Origin of the sequence: Paenibacillus riograndensis SBR5, assembly GCF_000981585.1 — a bacterium.
Classification (GTDB): Bacteria; Bacillota; Bacilli; order Paenibacillales; family Paenibacillaceae; genus Paenibacillus_AQ; species Paenibacillus_AQ riograndensis.
In genome coordinates this window covers 2,771,826-2,789,532 of the sequence record NZ_LN831776.1, presented here as the reverse complement: position 1 = coordinate 2,789,532, position 17,707 = coordinate 2,771,826, and the positions used below count along the sequence as shown (strand labels likewise).

The 17,707-nt window shown below is 52.3% G+C and carries 13 protein-coding genes and 1 riboswitch; of the genes, 2 read left to right on the top strand and 11 right to left on the bottom strand.

The genetic code is table 11. The annotated features are described in order from the left end of the window. Positions 1-47 precede the first annotated feature (47 nt). Positions 48-938: a carbohydrate ABC transporter permease gene (locus tag PRIO_RS11265; protein WP_020428757.1), complete on the top strand. Its 891-nt coding sequence runs from the start codon at positions 48-50 to the stop codon at positions 936-938. After that, the gene (locus tag PRIO_RS11260; protein WP_020428755.1) at positions 938-1,774 is read left to right on the top strand and encodes a carbohydrate ABC transporter permease; all 837 of its coding nucleotides are present in this window, start codon (positions 938-940) and stop codon (positions 1,772-1,774) included. The genes PRIO_RS11265 and PRIO_RS11260 overlap by 1 nt, the downstream gene beginning before the upstream one ends. Before the next feature lie 361 nt (positions 1,775-2,135). Here PRIO_RS11260 and PRIO_RS11255 read toward each other — a convergent pair whose 3' ends face one another. From PRIO_RS11255 to PRIO_RS11205, 11 genes are all read right to left on the bottom strand, one after another. Then, a complete protein-coding gene (locus PRIO_RS11255; protein ID WP_020428753.1) occupies positions 2,136-4,505 on the bottom strand; it encodes a beta-galactosidase in 2,370 nt (789 codons plus the stop codon). A 115-nt stretch (positions 4,506-4,620) separates the two neighbouring features. Next, a complete protein-coding gene (locus PRIO_RS11250; RefSeq protein WP_046502359.1) occupies positions 4,621-6,210 on the bottom strand; it encodes a DUF3502 domain-containing protein in 1,590 nt (529 codons plus the stop codon). A 66-nt stretch (positions 6,211-6,276) separates the two neighbouring features. Continuing rightward, positions 6,277-7,203, bottom strand: a complete 927-nt coding sequence (locus PRIO_RS11245; protein WP_020428747.1) for a carbohydrate ABC transporter permease — start codon at positions 7,201-7,203, stop codon at positions 6,277-6,279. A 17-nt stretch (positions 7,204-7,220) separates the two neighbouring features. Continuing rightward, the gene (locus PRIO_RS11240) at positions 7,221-8,147 is read right to left on the bottom strand and encodes an ABC transporter permease (protein WP_020428745.1); all 927 of its coding nucleotides are present in this window, start codon (positions 8,145-8,147) and stop codon (positions 7,221-7,223) included. 186 nt (positions 8,148-8,333) lie between these two features. Continuing rightward, positions 8,334-9,905: a response regulator gene (locus PRIO_RS11235; RefSeq protein ID WP_020428743.1), complete on the bottom strand. Its 1,572-nt coding sequence runs from the start codon at positions 9,903-9,905 to the stop codon at positions 8,334-8,336. Between the two features lie 38 nt (positions 9,906-9,943). Next, positions 9,944-11,680 carry a sensor histidine kinase gene (locus tag PRIO_RS11230; protein ID WP_020428741.1) on the bottom strand — a complete coding sequence of 579 codons (1,737 nt, stop codon included), beginning with the start codon at positions 11,678-11,680 and terminating at the stop codon, positions 9,944-9,946. A gap of 122 nt (positions 11,681-11,802) precedes the next feature. Continuing rightward, positions 11,803-14,178, bottom strand: a complete 2,376-nt coding sequence (gene galA / locus PRIO_RS11225; RefSeq protein ID WP_046502355.1) for a beta-galactosidase GalA — start codon at positions 14,176-14,178, stop codon at positions 11,803-11,805. Positions 14,179-14,399: 221 nt separating this feature from the next. After that, positions 14,400-15,428: a CapA family protein gene (locus PRIO_RS11220; protein WP_020428736.1), complete on the bottom strand. Its 1,029-nt coding sequence runs from the start codon at positions 15,426-15,428 to the stop codon at positions 14,400-14,402. A gap of 99 nt (positions 15,429-15,527) precedes the next feature. Continuing rightward, positions 15,528-16,187, bottom strand: a complete 660-nt coding sequence (locus tag PRIO_RS11215) for a class I SAM-dependent methyltransferase (protein WP_020428735.1) — start codon at positions 16,185-16,187, stop codon at positions 15,528-15,530. 85 nt (positions 16,188-16,272) lie between these two features. Further along, positions 16,273-16,695, bottom strand: coding sequence for a GNAT family N-acetyltransferase (locus PRIO_RS11210; RefSeq protein WP_020428734.1), 423 nt, complete (start codon positions 16,693-16,695; stop codon positions 16,273-16,275). Between the two features lie 19 nt (positions 16,696-16,714). After that, on the bottom strand, positions 16,715-17,296 hold the full coding sequence (locus PRIO_RS11205) for a TetR/AcrR family transcriptional regulator (protein WP_046502351.1): 582 nt from the start codon (positions 17,294-17,296) through the stop codon (positions 16,715-16,717). A 251-nt stretch (positions 17,297-17,547) separates the two neighbouring features. Beyond that, a riboswitch (cyclic di-GMP riboswitch) is annotated at positions 17,548-17,639 on the top strand. The last annotated feature ends 68 nt before the right edge of the window (positions 17,640-17,707 follow it).

Genomic DNA, 17,707 nt, shown 5'->3' with positions numbered 1-17,707 from the left:
CAAGCCAGTACCAGACTCCACCCTATAAATCCTAAAGAGGTGCATCCATGTTAAAAACACTCGGCAGAAGATGGCGCGAGAAATTAGATTTCGGGCTGTTCACCCTCCCCGTTCTAATCTGTATCGCTGTTGCGTTCTACATTCCTTTTGTCATGACCATCCGGTATTCCATGACCAAGTGGAACGGAATCTCCAAACATCCCAAATTCGTCGGCCTGGATAATTTCCAGCAGATCTTTACCGGAGACAGCAACTTTGCCAATTCGGCATGGTTCACGATCAAATACGCGGTGCTCTACATTGTAATCGTTAACGTGCTGGCCATTCTGCTGGCCGTCCTGCTCGATATGAAGCTGAAGTCCACCTCCTGGCTGAGAGCGGCCTTTTTCATCCCTTACATTCTCAGCCTTGTGATTGTCGGCTTCATCTGGAAATTCATCTTCATGCAGGGCTTCAACTCCCTGGGGGAAAGCACAGGCTGGTCGTTCTTCGGGCTCAGCTGGCTGGGAACGCCGGGGCTGGCATTCATCTCGATTCTAGGGGTTTCCATCTGGCAGTCGATCGGATTCTACCTGGTGATTTATATCGCGGGCCTGCAGTCTGTACCTGACGATCTTAAGGAAGCTGCAACGGTGGACGGTGCCGGAGCGATGAGAAGATTCTTCAGCATTACGCTGCCGCTGCTTGCACCCTCCATTACAATCTCGGTCTTTATGGCACTGACCAACTCAATCAAGGTATTCGACGTCATTCTGTCGCTGACCGGTGGCGGTCCCGGAGGAACTACTTACAGTATCGCTTACGATATCTACCGGGATACCTTCCAGAATAATCTATACGGATACGGAACCGCGAAAGCGCTTATCCTGTTCCTGGCTGTACTGGTCGTAACGATCATCCAGCTGACAGTCTTCAAACGAAGAGAGGTAGAGGCATAATGAAAACAAACAACACCAAAGCAGGCCGGATCATTCTCGAAGTGGTTCTGGTGATCCTCTCTCTTCTGTTCCTGTATCCGCTGTTCCTGACGATCATCAACTCGTTAAAAAGCTTCAGCGAGGTCATGACGGATGTTATCGCTCTGCCACAGCATCTGGCGCTCAGCAACTACTCTTATGTCTGGAAATTTATCAACTATCCGAGATTGTTCCTGAACAACTTCATCATTACCGGCCTTGGCCTGCTGGGCATCGTGTTCATCTCTTCCATTGCCGCCTATAAGCTGGCACGGACCAAATCCAGACTCAGCGGAATCATCTACTTCCTGTGCATTATGCCGATGCTGATTCCGTTCCAATCCATCATGCTGACCGTGCTGCAAACCGCCAAGAACCTGAACCTCTCCGAGAGCACCTGGGGACTGGGGCTGCTGTATTGGGGCTTCGGCGCACCGCTGGCCGTGTTCATCTATCATGGATTTGTAAAAGGCATCCCGACAGAGATCGACGAGAGCGCCACAATCGACGGCGCCTCCAGCTTCCGGCTGTTCTTCAGTGTCATCTTCCCGCTGCTGAAATCGGTCACGACGACCATTGTCATCATCGACGTGATGTGGATCTGGAATGACTTCCTGCTCCCGCTCCTGATGGTCAACGGCTCGCCGGATACGAAGACGCTGACGCTGGCCGCCTACACCTTCGTCGGACAGTACACTTCCGACTGGCAGTATGCGATGACAGCGATGGTAATGGCCGTGCTGCCTTCCATCATCGTGTTCATCTTCCTTCAGAAATACATCGTCAAAGGCGTAGTGGCCGGAGCGGTGAAGGGCTGATATAGCTTGAGATTTTTCGATTTTGGGACTGGCCGTGACTACAGAGAATGTTTGGACTTCCGGCCGCTGTTGTCTGCAGATTTCTTGATTGTATACCGTTATTAAAGGTGGAAATCCGCAGACAAAGGCGGACGCTACCGCTCCTACGGTCCCAAACTTCTCCTCCGCCACTTTTCCCCTTATTCTTAATTATTCAAGTTAAAAAGCACCGCCCTAAGCAGATTTCACTGCCTGGGCGGTGCTTTTTGAAGTTTGAGTATTATTCTATACAGCCTGCGTACCTGACGATGAACATTCGAAACCTGAATGCAAGTCCACAAGATTTCATCCGTTTGCGCTCAAAACTGTCTAGCTTCCTCCCTCAGTCAGCCAATTTACTCAACGCCACCCGATACACCGGAACCACTGTAACGCTGTGGAACACAGCCGTCGCTTCCCCGGTAAACTGCTTTTGGGCCGCCATGGCGGCATCTGCGGCCACAGTCGTTACACCCCGGCGCAGCGGTGTGGTTTCGAGGATGATCTCCCCGCCCTTCAGAACATCCTTGAAGCGGGACAAGCCGATCTCCCAGGGCGCCCCGTTATAGAAATGATCATGGAAAAGCCGGCCAGCGGCAAAAGCATAACCTACATTTCCTGTGTAATCGATGCTCAGCAGCACCTCTTCCACGTCCTCCAGCATCCTTGGAGCAAACTCAAGTGCTATTTTGTGGTCATGGAGCTTCCGTATCTTCAGCCCGGCCTCCTTGGCCGGAAGCTCCAGGTCACAGCTGTGAAACCACCCGCCGCTGTGCTGAGCGATGGAGCAGGCTGCATCCGCTGTTGCCCACTTGGCCGCAGCCGCCGGACCTCCGGCATACTCCCGGAAAGAGAAGCTATTGTTGCCGCTGCTGAAAAACTCGATGCCATCCCCCGTCTGTACAGGCGGAATCTCCGAGAATATGATCCGCGGCAGCCCTTCTTCCTCCATCTCCCACAGCATCGCGGCTTCTTGGGCATTCATAGCATAAATGCGGATTTCCCGCGCTCCCTCCTGTGTAATCCGGATCATTCCTGAGCGGTCATGCGGGATAAGCACCGTGTAATGGTTCCCGGCATCCATCTCCACGGTTCCGGCGTCTGCGGCAACGCTGGTGATGTCCGTATGGGCATCAATCCGAAACTCCCCGTCCACCCCCTCCGGCATGGAGAAGAAGTAGGTGGCCACCTCCGCAGACTCCACCAAGGTTACCGGCTGGGCCGTAGCATAGCGCAGGTTCAGCCGGTCCAGCGCAAAATTGAACGGAAAGATAAATGAGGCGTTTTTGCGGACGGTAAGCGGGCTTTTTCTTGGGAATTCAATCGTCTCCTCAGCCAGCCGGACGGCAAACCGGACATTCTCATGCATATCCATCTCCACATGGTCCTGATAGTTATTCACGAACAGGAACCCGGTGCTGCCGTCTGTACGGACTGCGTACCGCAGCGTATGCGCATCTTCAGGAGTAATGTTCTCCGCGCCTTGCGGCAGAACCGTTGCCAGCGGTGCCAGCCGCTCCCCGAACCGGTGGAGAAAATAATGCAGCGGCCGCAGCAGATGGGCCGAATCACGGATCTGGCCGAATTCACCAAGAGGAGCCTGAAAATCGTAGGTGATTCTGGGCGTGGTGCTCTCATTCAGGTAGCCTGTTTTCCCCACCGGATTTGTACCGCCATGGAACATATAATAGCCGACAAAATTACACCCGCCTGCAATCTTCATCAGGCTCATCGCCAGCACACTTTCCGGCTCCACCTGGAACCGCGACAAATACCAGGTCTGCATGCCTCCGCCCATCTCACAGCAGGCAAACGGATATTTGGTTTTGGCATATGGAGGATTGAACTCGCCGGTTCCGGCCGTTTCATTGTGATAATTCACGAACACATACTCCGGTGTAGGCTTCTGGTCAGGATTCTGCGCGCTGATACTCCAAGGCGTATAGGCATAGCCGCCGTACAGCGGAAGCACCTCATCCTCCAGCAATGGCGCAGCCCCCCAGCCCGTACTGGTGTAAACCGGCGCTACCATTCCCGCTTCTACAGCATACTGCTTAAGCAGGCGCATATGCTCAGACCCAGCTTCGCCTCCAATTCCGCCGCTCAGGTATTCATCCCCTTGCTTGGCAGTCAGTTCCCACAGGGCCGCAGCGGCATTAAATTCGTTCTCCAGCTGAATGCCAACCACAGGCCCCCCGTCCTTGAACATCTGTCCCGCTGCCTGCGCTCCAATCTCCTGGAACAGCCGGCGGACATAATGCAGGTAGCCTTCGTCATTGGAGCGCACATCAAAGGAACGCCCGAACAGCCAGTCCGGCAGTCCGCCGTTGCGGACCTCTCCGTGGCAGAAAGGGCCCACACGCAGGATGACATACATTCCATTCTGTGCGCACAGCTCTACGAACCTCCGCAGATTGCGGTTGCCCTGCCATTCGAATTCCCCTTCGATTTCCTCATGGTAATTCCAGAAGATGTAGGTGGCTACAATATTGATCCCGGATATCTTCATCTTGCGGATTTCGGTTTCCCAGCTCTCTTCCGGGTAACGGGAATAGTGGAACTCCCCGCAGACAGCAAAATACGGCTTGCCGTTCAGCTCCATGTAGTAATTGGTGAAGCTGATCCGGTCTCCCTGCGGATTGGTTCCGCCCAGCTTCAGGGACGCCGGATAAATCTCCTTCGGGGCAATGCCCGCATGAATTGTGTAGGCCATATTCTTGCGCTCCTTTAAACATATTAACCCTAATATTTTTAAAAAGGACTGCCCCAAAGCCCATGCTTTGAGAGCAGCCCTGAGAGCCGTTACATAAAACTTCACTCTTATTCAGCTATTGTTTTTGCGCTGCCAGGAAGGCATCGATTTGGGCTTGCATTTCAGTCTGGACCTTATCGATGCCAGCGGATTTCAACTGCTTGATCAGGTCAGCCTGGCCTTTTTCGATATCATCGATCAATCCGTATTCCAGCGGAATCGCGTAGCGCAGCATGACGTTCCCGATATTCGCCACTTCGTTCTTCACTTTCGCCGAGTCGAAGACAAAGGTTTCCAGCGGGAAGTGGTAAACACTCGACTGCCAGCTGTTGAACATATCGTCGGCTTCCTTCGGATAAGCCGCATCTTGACGGTTCAGCGGGGAATTCCAGCCCCAGTTCGAGAAGCCGGTGTAATTCGCAGCCGCAGGACCAGCCTTGTACTTGTCATCACCTTCAGGGATGTAGTTGGTTCCGGCAATGCCGTACATGGTCAAGTCGTGAATTTCCTTGTCGTTCTGCAGCAGATCGATCAGCATCAGGGAACGCTCTGCATTCTTAGAGGTAGCATGAATGGACATCCCGTTTTGGGTCGCGATTGCGGCGATCTTTTTCTTATCCGGTGTAAGGTCGGCAATCGCCAGCTCTACATCCGGTTTGTCGCGGCGCATTTCGGCAAGGTTAGCAGCCACAGTACCCAGGTTATGGGCATAAGAGGACACCTTCTCGGCTTTGATATCCTGCCATACATCGTTTTTGTTGCTGACTACGTTTTTGGACCAGGCGCCATTGTCGGCCAGATCTTTATAATATTTCAGCAGCGATGTGAACTCAGGAGTGTCGTAGATGTTGAATACTTTGCCGGAAGCATCATCCAGCTTGTAAGCCAGCGGCAGCAGGTTGGCATCCACCAGGTTGAAGTTGTTGTTCTGCTCCAGCAGAGTTTGGTCTAACTCATGAAACTTCCAGCCATCAGCAGGCTTAGCTCCGAACGCATTCATTCCTTTTTCGTTCTTAGCAACCGTTTTCAAGTAATTGGCGTAGGTTTCGGGATTGTTGATCTCCGGAAGATTGTACTTTTTGCGCAGATCCTCACGATACAGCACTACCTTGTCGGTAACTTCAACGTTGTTGTTTGGAACCATATAGAGCTTGCCGTTCACTTTCGCTTGCTCCCAGTTCACCTTAGGCATTGCTTCCCAGGTTTTTGGCATGTACTTTTGCAGCATATCATCGGTCAGCTCCAAAAATCCGCCTTTCAGTGCCTGATCATTATAAAAAGCCCAGTTAGCAGTGTACACGAGGTCAAAATCCTCATTGGCGGCAAATTTCAGCGGATACTTCTGGGTCCAGTCAGACCAGTCAAGGAACTCTGTTTCCACGGTGGCATTGATTTTTTCTTTCAATTTGGTATTGAGCTCTCCGAATACCTTGTCGTAATCGCCGGGCTGGCCGCCGACCAGGATCATTTTGAGCTTGACCTCTTTAGAGGTGTCAGGAGCGCCGGAATCCGCGGCTGCGCCTTCTGTCGTTGCAGCGGTTGCCCCGGCGTTCGTTGCTTCCGCAGCTGTATTGTTGTTGTTCCCGCCACCGCATGCGCTGAGGATTGTCCCCAGTGCCATCATCGTTGCCAGCGTAACGGTGAGTTTCTTTTTCTTGTTTGTCATGACCTTTGTTTCCCCCTAATCGAATAGTTGGTTGGGTTATATATTGATAACCGGGTTCCCCCGGATTTATCCTTTGACAGCGCCAATCGTGAGACCTTGCACAAAATACTTTTGAATGAACGGATAAGCCAGCAGAATCGGTCCTGTAGCCACGATGGTCATGGCCATCTTCAGGCTTTCGGTAGGCAGATCGGTATTCACCACTGCACCCGAGGCCATCATCGCCTTGCGCATACCATCCATATTACCAAGCATTTTATATAAATAGTATTGAAGCGGCATCAATTCGGACTTGGAAATATAGAGCAGCGCGTTATACCAGTCGTTCCAGTAAGCCAAGGCTATGAACAGACCAATCGTAGCCAGTGCAGGCTTGGACAAAGGCACAATCAGCTGTAAAAAGATCCGGAAATCGCCTGCGCCGTCAATTTTGGCGGATTCTGTGATCGCATCCGGGATGCTGCTCATGAACGACTTCATGACGATAATGTAGAATACGTTCATCAGCATGGGCAGAATCAGCACCAGCAGTGTATCTTTGAGATGCAGGAAGTTGATAATCAACAGATAAGAAGGCACCAGACCGCCGCTGAACAGCGTAGTGAAGAAGAAGAAAAACGAGAAGCGGCTGCGCCATTTAAAATCTCTCCGGGACAGCACGTAAGCCGTCATGGAGGTCAGGAACAATCCAAGCACGGTGCCGATTAGGGTAACGGTGATCGTTACACCGTAAGCTCTGAGCATTTCAGCCGGATACTTGAACAGCAAGCCGTAGGCCTCTGTGGAAAAGGTAGACGGGATCAGCTGGAAGCCTTTCTCGATGATGGAGCTCTCCTCGCTTAGTGAGGCGGACACCACCAGCAGGAAGGGAACGATGCAGAATACAGCGAGCACTATAAGGGTCGCGTATCCGATAATTGACAGGGTGAGCCGGTCCGTGTTGACCCGCTTGCGCACCTTTGTAGTTTGGATTTTTGCAGTAGTTGTACTCATGGCATTACCTCCTTTTCCTAGAACAGCGCACGGTCTTTGTCGTATTTGCGTACCGCATAGTTGGCCAGCATGATCGTTGCAAAGCCCAGCAGTGATTGATAGAAGCCTGCCGCAGCGGACATCCCAATCTCATTCGAGGTTGTGAGCGACCGGAATACGAAGGTATCAATAACGTCAGTGGACGAGAACAGCAGGCCGTTGTTGCCGACCATATTGTAGAACATCCCGAAATCACCGCGGAAGATGTTGCCGATGGCCAGCAGAACCAGAATGATCACCGTTGGGATCAGGTTCGGAACTGTAATCTTCATAATGCGCTGGAAAATATTCGCGCCGTCAATCTCAGCAGCTTCATACATTTCGGTATCAATGCTGGTGATTGCCGCGAGATACATAATCGTTCCGTAGCCCAGCGCCTTCCAGGCGGACACCACCACAAGAATAACCGGCCAGTAGGCTGCCGTATTGTAAATGTCAATCGGCTGCATGCCCAGCCCCTTCAGCAATACATTAACGGTACCCACATCGAAGTTGAACAGGTTATAGGCAATGGCCCCGACCACTACCCAGGAAATAAAGTAAGGCAGGAACAATATCGTTTGCGTAATCTTCCGGAACCATTTGCCGGCAACCTCGAACAATAAAATCCCCGCAAAGATCTGAAGCACGTTGTTAACAACAATAAAAGCAATATTGTACAGCGCCGTGTTTCGGGTTACGCGCCAGGCGTCACCGGAACCGAAGAAAAATCTGAAGTTGTCCAGTCCGTTCCATGGGCTGTGAAGAATACCGTCGGTGTAGTTGTATTGCTTAAAGGCCAGCACAATTCCCGCCATAGGCACGTAAGCAAACACCAGGAAAAACAATACCGCCGGAGTCAGCATAAGAAGCAGGGTTCTATACTTCTTGACATCATCCCAGAAGCCGTGTTGTTTCTGTTTCATCTCGAATCCCCTTTCCATCTCACTATTTCTCTATGTCTTTATTATAGAGAAGCGCTTACTTCGTGAGGATTCAGCCCATCAACTAAAACTAATACTTTTCCAACGATCGGTTAAAACATTCGCTTTCCCGGAATGCAAAAAACGCTGCCTGCGGCCTGGAAACCGGCCGGACAACGTTTGGATGTGCTATATTTTATGTTTTTTGCGGTATTCTCCCGGGGTCATGCCTGTAATCTGCTTGAACTGCCGGTTGAAATAGATAATATTCTTGTAGCCCATGCGCTCGGCAATCTCATAGATTTTGAGGGTCGGGTCCCTCAGCAGCTCGGATACCCGGCTGGTCTTGCGCTCATTCACGTATTCACTGAAAGGCAGCCCGTATTCCTCCTTGAACAGATAGCCCAGATAATTCGGTGTGAAGTCGAAGTGGGCGGCCACCTCTTTTAACGTAATCTTCTGCTCCAGATGTTCCTCCACATAACGCATGATCTCATCGATCAGCTTGCGCTTCTGCCGCTGCCGCTTCACATACAGCAGCTCCGAAAGCTCAAAGAATCTGCGCCGCAGCCAGGAGAGGATGTCATGGATCGTCTCGAACTGGAACAGGATATCCGGCTGATGGGATTCCCATTGAAGCAGCTCATACAGATTTTCGTTCTGCTGTTGAAGGTCCGCATGAAGCTTCGAGGTAATGCGGATGATCAGCTCATAGACCTCTTTTCTTCCGGCAGACGGCAGATCCTTCGTGAACAGCTCCAGCAGATGGTCGTCGATCGATACAAGATCATACTGGATGATGGCCTCAAGCAGCCGCTCCACCGTAAGTTCAATCTGTGCCCCGGGCGTTCCCCGCGGGGATGACTGTGTCGTGTCCCGGATCAGGCGGTTCTTGCCGAGCAGCCATTTGGCACTGAGCGCAGCCTGTGCTTGCCGGTAGGACTCATGCAGTCCGGCCTCGTCCGCCGCATACCGTCCGACGCCTACAGTTACGGTACAGGGTGAAGCTTCAGCTACCTTGCGGATCAGCTCTTCCAGCTGATTCAGAAAGCGCTCCTGCGGGAAGGAAGACAGGATGACAAACCGGGTATGGTGGACCGCAATCCAGGTGCCCAGCTTCCCCTCTTCGACAAACGATTTAATCACACCGGCAATCTGCCGGGTGATATTGCGGGCGTCCTCCTCAGAGAAATCGCGCATTTTCCACTCCAGATCATCGATCTCCACGATTGCCGCCGCTGCACCTTTCTGCAGCAAGGGTGTCAGGATGCTCTTCAGATGCGGCTCCGCTGAATCCGGCGATGCCTCATCGAACCAGCGCAGCAGCAGCTCTTTGTTCACCAGGGACAGGGCTTCGCTGAAGGAACGGTCCTGTTCTCTTTCCTGTTCCATTTTGGCGCAAAGTGTGCCCAGCATTTCGTATAGATCCTTATCCTGAACAGGCTTCAGCAAATAACCGGAGGCGTTGATCTCGATTGCTTCCTTGGCGTAACTGAAGTCCTCATGGCCGCTGATGAACACAATTTTGGTCTTCGGGCTCACCGCCTTCGCTCTGCGGGCAAATTCGGTCCCGGTCATGATCGGCATCCGGATGTCGGACAATATGATATCAACCTGTGCTTCCTCCATAATCTTTAGTGCACCAAAGCCGCTGCTTGCCGTGCCTACTACAGTAATATTAAGTCCGCTGGACAGCACTCTCCGGCGCAGCCATTCCAGATCCACTGCTTCATCGTCTACCAGCAATACATTGATGCTCATAATCGTAATGTTCCTCCTGTATCCGTGCGGGTTGCGGATTACGGGACAAGCCCTTCATCCATTTCTTCGTTGTCTTTCATCCCGGCGGGGAGCAGGAGCCGAACGGTTGTCCCTGCCCCAAAAAAGCTGGCAATGGTCACCCCGTAGTCGTCCCCGTATCTGAGCTTGATCCGCTCGTTCACGTTCTTCACTCCATAGCCGCCGGCCTGGCTCGGTCCTTGCATCATTCGCTTAATGTCCTCAGGCCGCATGCCGATTCCGTTGTCGATGACCTTCAGCTCAATATTGTCGCCAACCCGCCTGCCGGTCAGACGGATGGCAATCGTCTCGCCAAACCAGGCATGCTTGAACACATTTTCCACAAAAGGCTGAAGCACCAGCTTGATGACCTGCATGTGGAGAATTTCCTCTTCCACATCCACATATACCGTGAACGCATCAGCATATTTCACCCGCTGGATGTCAAGATACGTGGCGACCTGCTCCAGCTCCTTCTCTAATTCAATGTAGACATTGCCCTGATTTAAGGTCAACCGGTAGAAACGCGAGAGCCCCTGCACCATGCCGGTGACTTTCTCGATCTCCCCGAGATTGGCCAGACTGCTTATCGTTGAAAGTGTATTATAGAGGAAATGCGGATTAATCTGCGCCTGCAGCGCCTCCAGCTCCGCCTGTTTTTTCTGGATGCCCTGCACATACACGCTGTTGATCAGCTCCTGGATATTGGTTGCCATCACATTGAAGGAATCCGCTATCTGTACAAATTCATCATTGCCGGAGAACCGGATGCGTTTCTGGAAGTTCCCTTCCTGGAAGGAACGCACCAGCCCCACGATCCGGCTCATCTTGCGTCCGGACAACCGCGCCACCACATATCCGATCACGGTCATCACCAGAAAGCTCAGTGCGCATAACGCAAAAATCACACGGCCCAGCCTCCCGGCATCCTTGGTCAGATAGGTGTCGGGTACCAGTGATTCAATGACAAAGCTGCTGCCGGGAATCTTTTCATGCAGACTGAGATAATCCCCGCCTGCATCGTCATAGTTCGCCGGCCCGCGCTGGAACAGAATATCGCCGGTTGTCTCTTCGACAAGCCGGAGCGTAATTCCCTCTTCGACAGGGAAGGTGTCAAAGCCCCCGAACAGGTCCTCAAGGGATACGGTAATACGCACGTAGCCGATCACGGTTTTGTAATCGCTGAAGTTGACCAGCCTGCGGACATGCGAAAGGTTATCCAGCTTCTGGTCTGTATCAATCTGCAGCCAGAGGTTGTCCCGTTTCGAATCCTTAAGGGACTGATACCACCCGCTATCAGCGATATCCTTAAGCGGCAGAATGTAATAATCGCTGTCATAGATCGGTTCATTCAGATTGTCGCCGGATACAATGTTAAGCTGACTGTTCGGGGTATAGAGCATGAAGCGGATCTTGTTCCCGAACAGCTGCAGCGGCGCGGTAATCTGGGGAACAATCTCGTCCAGCATTGCCAGATAAATTTCGAACGGCGTCCCCTTCAGCTCAAGGGCGCGCTGAAAGGGCTGGCTCCCGAACAGATTGTCCGACATCCGCTGAATCTCGTCCATCTGATAGCGGATATTATTCCTGGCCTGCTCCATGCCTGTCCGGATGTTCGACTCAGCCATCTCTGTCCGGGAATCGGTCAGCATGGAATAAGAGATATAACCGATGGTCACATCCGTCAGGAGTACTAGCAGCAGATAGGGAATCATCATTTTGTAGGTGAACGGCATATACTTCTTCAGCTTGGGCATCAATGGCAGAACATCCTCCGGTATGAATTTCGGTATGTCTATATTAACGTTCCCCTGTCAAGAAATAAACAGGCAGCGGCAAAAAGCACCGGGATGCCTTCTTGCGCCGGCTGCCGCGCTATTCAAGTAACCGCAGAGAAATGCAGCAGCACCTCTGCCGGTGCGAGTCCCGTGGACACTGCCCTTAGTGTGACCGGTCCCGCTTCGGGAGCAGCCTGGATCAAGGCCAGACACCAGCCATTGAATGCCCGGCGCACCGGCGACTTGTCCGGCTCATGGCTGCTGGGATTCCCGTTGCCTACTCCGAGAAGAATACCGGCACCTTCCACTTCGAACCGGATTTCATGATCTGCCGTTGGAACCACATGCCCCAGCTCGTCCAGAACAGCCACACGGACCGGGATGGTATCCATACCGTCCGCTTGACCGGCTGCCCGGTCCGGGTACAGGCGGATCTGACGCGGCTGACCTGCGGTAACCGCCTTTTTGACAGCTGCCTCCTTGCCGCCGTTCCGGCCGATGACCTTCAATTCCCCCGGCTCATAATGAACCTCCCATGTCAAATATCCGGTCCGGTCCACCTGCTGTTCACCCAGGCTGCTGCCGTTCAGTATCAGCTCCGCTGTCTCGGTATTAGCGAACACGCGCACTTCAACCGGTTTGCCTTCCGACCCTGGCCAATTCCAGTGGGGCAATAAATGCACTATCGGCTCGTCTTTCCAAACGGCCTGCATATAGTAATAGCTGTCCTTGGGGAAGCCGCAGGTGTCCATCAGCCCGAAATGCGAATTCACACAGGGCCACAGATAGGGAGTTGGCTCACCCCGGTAATCGAATCCGGTCCACATGAAGACGCCTGTAAGAAACCGGTTGTTCACAACATCACTCCACGCCTGCTGCGGGGTGCAGCCCCATGAAGGAATATTCGTGCCGTATTCCGAGCAGTAGCCGCGCACCGGGTCGTTCTCGTAGATGCCCCGGGTCGCTGTGTAGCTCGCGCATTCACTTCCAATCATCAGGCGGCCGGGATGCTGTTCATGGTCCCGGATATCCAGATGATCCCGGTGTCCGTAATTGTACCCTGTAATATCTACAACCTCATTATATCCATTCTCATACCAGCCATGATTCATTGCAGCCGATGCAGGGCGCGTCGGATCGATCCGGCGCACCGTATCCGCAAGCGTCTTCAGCAGGCGTCTGCCGGTCACGGTTCCTTCCAGAACCTCCTCATTTTCCAGATTCCAGATGATGACGCTGGGATGGTTCCTATCCCGGAAAAGCATCCGTTTCAGCTGGTCCAATCCGCTGCGGCTGCTGTCCAGCTTGCGGTTCTCATCCATTACGAGCAGCCCGAGCCGGTCGCAAAGATCCAGCAGTTCCGGGGTGGGCGGATGATGCGCACTGCGGTAGGCATTGGAGCCCATCTCCTTCAGCAGCCGCAGCTTGTATTCGATCAGGCTGTCCGGCAGCGCCACTCCCACTCCGGCAAAATCCTGATGGTTGCAGGTGCCTTTGATCAGCAGCGGTTCCCCGTTCAGGAAAAACCCCTCCTCCGGGTCAAAGCGGATGCTGCGGATGCCAAAAGGAGTCTCATACCGGTCCACCTCTGTACCCTCTACCTTCAGGATGGATACGGCCTTATAGAGATGGGGAGTCTCCGGGGACCATAAGGCCGGGTGCTCCAGCCTGAACATCTGCTCCAGCTCCGTTTCTCCGTACCAGTCGGCAAATGCCTGTTCCGCCTTAGCGCAGACCTGCTCCCCGGCAGCGTTGTATACTTCCGTATGCAGCGAGACCGCCCGGCTCTCCGTGTATTCATTGCAAATACGGGTGCTGATATGCACCAGAGCCTGCTCCTTCTCTGCTTCAGGTGTTGTGATATACGTTCCATATTCCGCCACATGCAGGCGGTCCGTCTGCTCCAGCCAGACATGGCGGTAGATGCCGCAGCCTTCATACCACCAGCCTTCATTCTCCAGCGCCTCTACCTTAACCAAAATAACATTCCGGCCCTCTGCCCCATACCGGAGCACATCGGTCAGGTCATAGGAGAAGCCGATATACCCTCCCCGGTGTTCTCCGATGAGGTGCCCGTTAACCCAGACCGTGCTCAGGCCCGAAGCCCCGTCGAAGGTGACCGTCCACTTGCGGTCTGCCGCTTCCGGGGGCAGCTCAAAGGTTTTACGGTAAAACCCGGTTCCGCCCGGCAAATAGCCGTGGCTGCCATCTCTTGAACCGAGTGAGGCATCCTGCACATACTGCTGTTCCACACACCAGTCATGCGGCAGGCTTACAGGCTTCCATTCCAGCTGCTGATGGCCCATGCCTTTATCGTTAAACGCGATATCCAGCCACTCCCCCTCCTGCAGGGAGCCGCAGTCGGTAATCCCGCCTGTCATTCCGGCCTTAACAGCGTGAGGAATACGGATATCCCCTTTATAAAAACTCCAATTCTCATCAAACCGGCTTCTGCTTCTTCCTGCTGCCGTACTCACCCTGCAACCGCCTCCTTGCTAGACTATATTCACATTGTAGATGAGATTATTAGAATATAGTTAGCAAAATGCTAATATGGAATAGCACAATCTGAATGTGAGAGATCCACATTACAGCAAAAAAAGCCCAAGCGATTGTCAGCTAACCGCTCAGGCTTGGGCTTGGACGTTCTATCCGGTTCAGTGGTGTTCCGCTCAGGGCTTCTGTCCGGAAGGGCAGTTCACAGCTTCTCGCTAACGGCTCCGTCCGCTGCGATCACGGCATTGAACGAGAGCTGGTTCATCCGCTTAATAGTATCTTTATTGTAGGCCTCACCCATAAAATTCGGCTGACCGCCGGTAATTTTGACCGGCGTAATCCGGCTCTTCACCCTATTATTGCTGATCTCAAAGTTCACCAGCATAGAATGAATGGTCTTGTCGCCGCCGCGTGTGGACCGGTTGAACACAAAATTGCCCAGTGAATAATAGATCGGCTTATGCTTGTAATATTCGATCCCCATCAGGCAGTGGCTGTGCGCGCCGATAATGATATCCGCACCGCTGTCGATCATCTGCTTCGCCAGATTGCGGGCGTATGGCTCAGGGTAATCCTTAAACTCATTGTTCCAGTGGATGTACACGATGGTATAATCGTTTTCTTTGGCCGATTTCTTGATAGCCCCCAGCATGGGCTCAGGCGTATAGGCCGAAGCTGCACCCGGACTGTTTGTTCCTGCATACCAGGACGGGCTGGAGAGCACGCGGCTTACCCCAAGTATGGCGATTTTTTGGTTTTTTACCGTTTGGACATAGGGCCGGAAAGCTTCATTGCTGTTTTTCCCCGCCCCGGTATGGCCGATCTTGTATTTATCCAGATGAACCAGCGTATCCAGCATGGCATCCTGTCCAAAATCAAGAATATGATTATTGGCCAAGGTCACACCATCGATCCCGGCAGCATTCAGCCCCGCCAGTGCCGCCGGTTTGGAACGGAAAGCAAAGGTTTTCTCTGCCGCCTCACCTCTAACCGATACGGGTGTCTCCAGGTTGGCAAAAGCTATATCTGCTTTTTTCAGGGCAGGTGCTACCTTCGCAAAAGGAAAGTTGACTCCATACTTGGCGATCTGATCGCCGACAAATCCATCCAGCAAAATATCTCCGGCAAAAGCAAGGTTAATCTTCTCCTGCGGGGAAGCCCCCTGACTGAAAGCTGCCTGCCCGGGAATCAGCAAAAACAATACTAAAGTGATGACTGCAAATCTGCGCAAAATCTTGGACCCCTCTCTCTTAATCTGCCAATTATTCTACTATAATAGAGGGAAAAATCCAAATTAAGGGTTGGTATGCTGCTGGGGTTCTGATTTCTGCTAGATTGGCGCCTTTTTAAGCACGGCCCGGAAACAGCTCAGTCCACCCCACTGCTCTGTCCGTACAGCATCTGCAGGAAGCTTGAAATCCGTCTCGCCCCAGTACTCAAATCCGGCCTGCAGCAGCACTTCATTCATCCGCAGCAGATTAACCGTGGGGTAATCAAAAGTCAGTACAAGCAGCCCCTCCCCATTCAGTGTGCGGTGAAATTCCTTTACGGCCCGCACGGAATCCTCCAGGGACAAATGCTCCAGGACCGAGATACAGAATATTGTATCAAAGCTTTCATTCTCATAAGGCAATGCGGTCAGATTAGCCTGGGCCAGATGCAAGCGGGTGGTCCGCCTGGCTTCTACCAGCCGTGCCGCTTCCTCGCCGATGTCGCTGGCAATCTCCTGAATAATCGCATCCCGGGAGAGAATCCGCGCATCGATATCGCAGGCATGAACCTCCGCGCTGTAACCGGCAAGGTAGAACTTGAGCGGATGGGAGATTCCGCAGGCAGCATCCAGCACCACATCATGGGAGGAAACAAAATTCGTGCACCATTCGTATTCATAAGGCCGGCTCCACCAGGATTCCGGCAAATCATAAATCAGCTTGTCGCGGCGGGCATCGGCATTCACAAAAAAACGCGAAACATACGGATGTGTTGGCATGGCCAGGACTCCTTTTAAAGGAAATTCGGTAGTGAGAGTATATTCAAAAATCGCTGTTTCATGCCAAACCTTACACCGTGATCATCTACAGTTGCTTGACCATAAGCACATGCGGAATGCCATCCTCCATGAAAACCGGCGAACTCGTTACATATCCCAGCCGTTGATAAAAGCCCTCGGCCTGCTTCTGGCCATGCAGCTTGGCTTGCCGGTGCCCCTGTTCAACCGCCATTTTTTCCAGCGTATCGATTATAACGGACCCCAGTCCGCTTTTGCGGTAAGGAGCGCTCAGGCAAATCCGTTCAAGCTTAGCCCACCCTTCCACACTCCTTAGTCTGGCCGTTCCCACAGGAAGCCCTTCCTGATAGAGCAATATATGCTCCGCGTCTTTTTCATGATCATCAAATTCATCTGCCAGCGCCACGCCCTGCTCCTCCACAAACACTTCCCGCCTGATTCTGAAAGCCTCCTGCAATTGTTCTTCGGTGGTCACCCGCTCTACCCGCATGTTCGATCCCGCTCCTTCATTATATCTGCTTAATGCCTGCCCAGAAGATCTCCCAGATATCCTTCAGGCGCCGCCCGAATTCCTCCTGATTATAAAAAAACATCTGCATGGCAATGCCATCCTGTAAACAATAATAAGCCGAGAGAAGACTTTCCGTATGCTGCCGCCGGATCTCCCCGGAGTTCATGCCTTCCTCAAAAACAGCCCGGTAAAATGCCGCTGAGCGCTGCTCCATCATTGAAATCTGCTGCTCCAGCATCTCCTGAAAAAAAGGCGCCGGGAATTGGACACTCCTTTTATAAAAAGCGGTCAGCACCGGGTACTCCACCCTATAATAATAGGTCCGGTATACAATCTCACGCAGTCTGGCCTCTACAGGTGTGCCAAGGATTTCCTTGTACAGCTGGTCAAGAAATTCAATATAATGCCGGGCCATTTCCTGAAAGGCCGCTATAAACAAATCCTCTTTTTTGGGAAAATAGGTCGCAATGGACTGTTTTTTAATCCCTACCAACTGGGCAATCCCCGCCAATGAAGCTCCTTCAAAGCCTTTTTCGGCAAATTCGGACAATGCGGCTTGCAAAATAGCGTGGGCTGTCATTTTTCTACCGCCTCCCTGACGACCGTCAGGAAGAATTATCACATGGCTCCCCCGCATTTGTCAATCCAACCGTACAGACACCTGCTGGCCGGTAGCCATTTAATCTATATAAATATATAATTAAATATTGTAAATTAGTGACTTTAGTACTAAAATGAAGGTTGCAAAAGTTTATATATTTGAATTTTTAATTATGATTCCTTTGCCGGCTTCAGTCGGGTTACATACCTGATTCGGCTAATCATTGATCCATTTCATAACGGCAAACTATCTGAAAGGATAGGACGCAAAGCAATGGGCCTAAAGATGCAAACATCGCATCCATGGCTGCCAGGCTGCCAAGAAGACGCTGAACTGTGCGGGTATCCGTTAGGGTACCGTATCTGCTGCCGGGATACTCTTATGTCCAAA

Bases quoted from the DNA above. Each gene is read 5' to 3' on its own strand.
- PRIO_RS11240 (WP_020428745.1), bottom strand. From the start codon at position 8,147: ATGAAACAGAAACAACACGGCTTCTGGGATGATGTCAAGAAGTATAGA.
- PRIO_RS11255 (WP_020428753.1), bottom strand. From the start codon at position 4,505: ATGGCCTACACAATTCATGCGGGCATTGCCCCGAAGGAGATTTATCCG.
- PRIO_RS11245 (WP_020428747.1), bottom strand. From the start codon at position 7,203: ATGAGTACAACTACTGCAAAAATCCAAACTACAAAGGTGCGCAAGCGG.
- PRIO_RS11210 (WP_020428734.1), bottom strand. From the start codon at position 16,695: ATGCGGGTAGAGCGGGTGACCACCGAAGAACAATTGCAGGAGGCTTTC.
- PRIO_RS11250 (WP_046502359.1), bottom strand. From the start codon at position 6,210: ATGACAAACAAGAAAAAGAAACTCACCGTTACGCTGGCAACGATGATG.
- PRIO_RS11215 (WP_020428735.1), bottom strand. From the start codon at position 16,187: ATGCCAACACATCCGTATGTTTCGCGTTTTTTTGTGAATGCCGATGCC.
- PRIO_RS11205 (WP_046502351.1), bottom strand. From the start codon at position 17,296: ATGACAGCCCACGCTATTTTGCAAGCCGCATTGTCCGAATTTGCCGAA.
- PRIO_RS11265 (WP_020428757.1), top strand. From the start codon at position 48: ATGTTAAAAACACTCGGCAGAAGATGGCGCGAGAAATTAGATTTCGGG.
- PRIO_RS11235 (WP_020428743.1), bottom strand. From the start codon at position 9,905: ATGAGCATCAATGTATTGCTGGTAGACGATGAAGCAGTGGATCTGGAA.
- PRIO_RS11260 (WP_020428755.1), top strand. From the start codon at position 938: ATGAAAACAAACAACACCAAAGCAGGCCGGATCATTCTCGAAGTGGTT.
- PRIO_RS11230 (WP_020428741.1), bottom strand. From the start codon at position 11,680: ATGCCCAAGCTGAAGAAGTATATGCCGTTCACCTACAAAATGATGATT.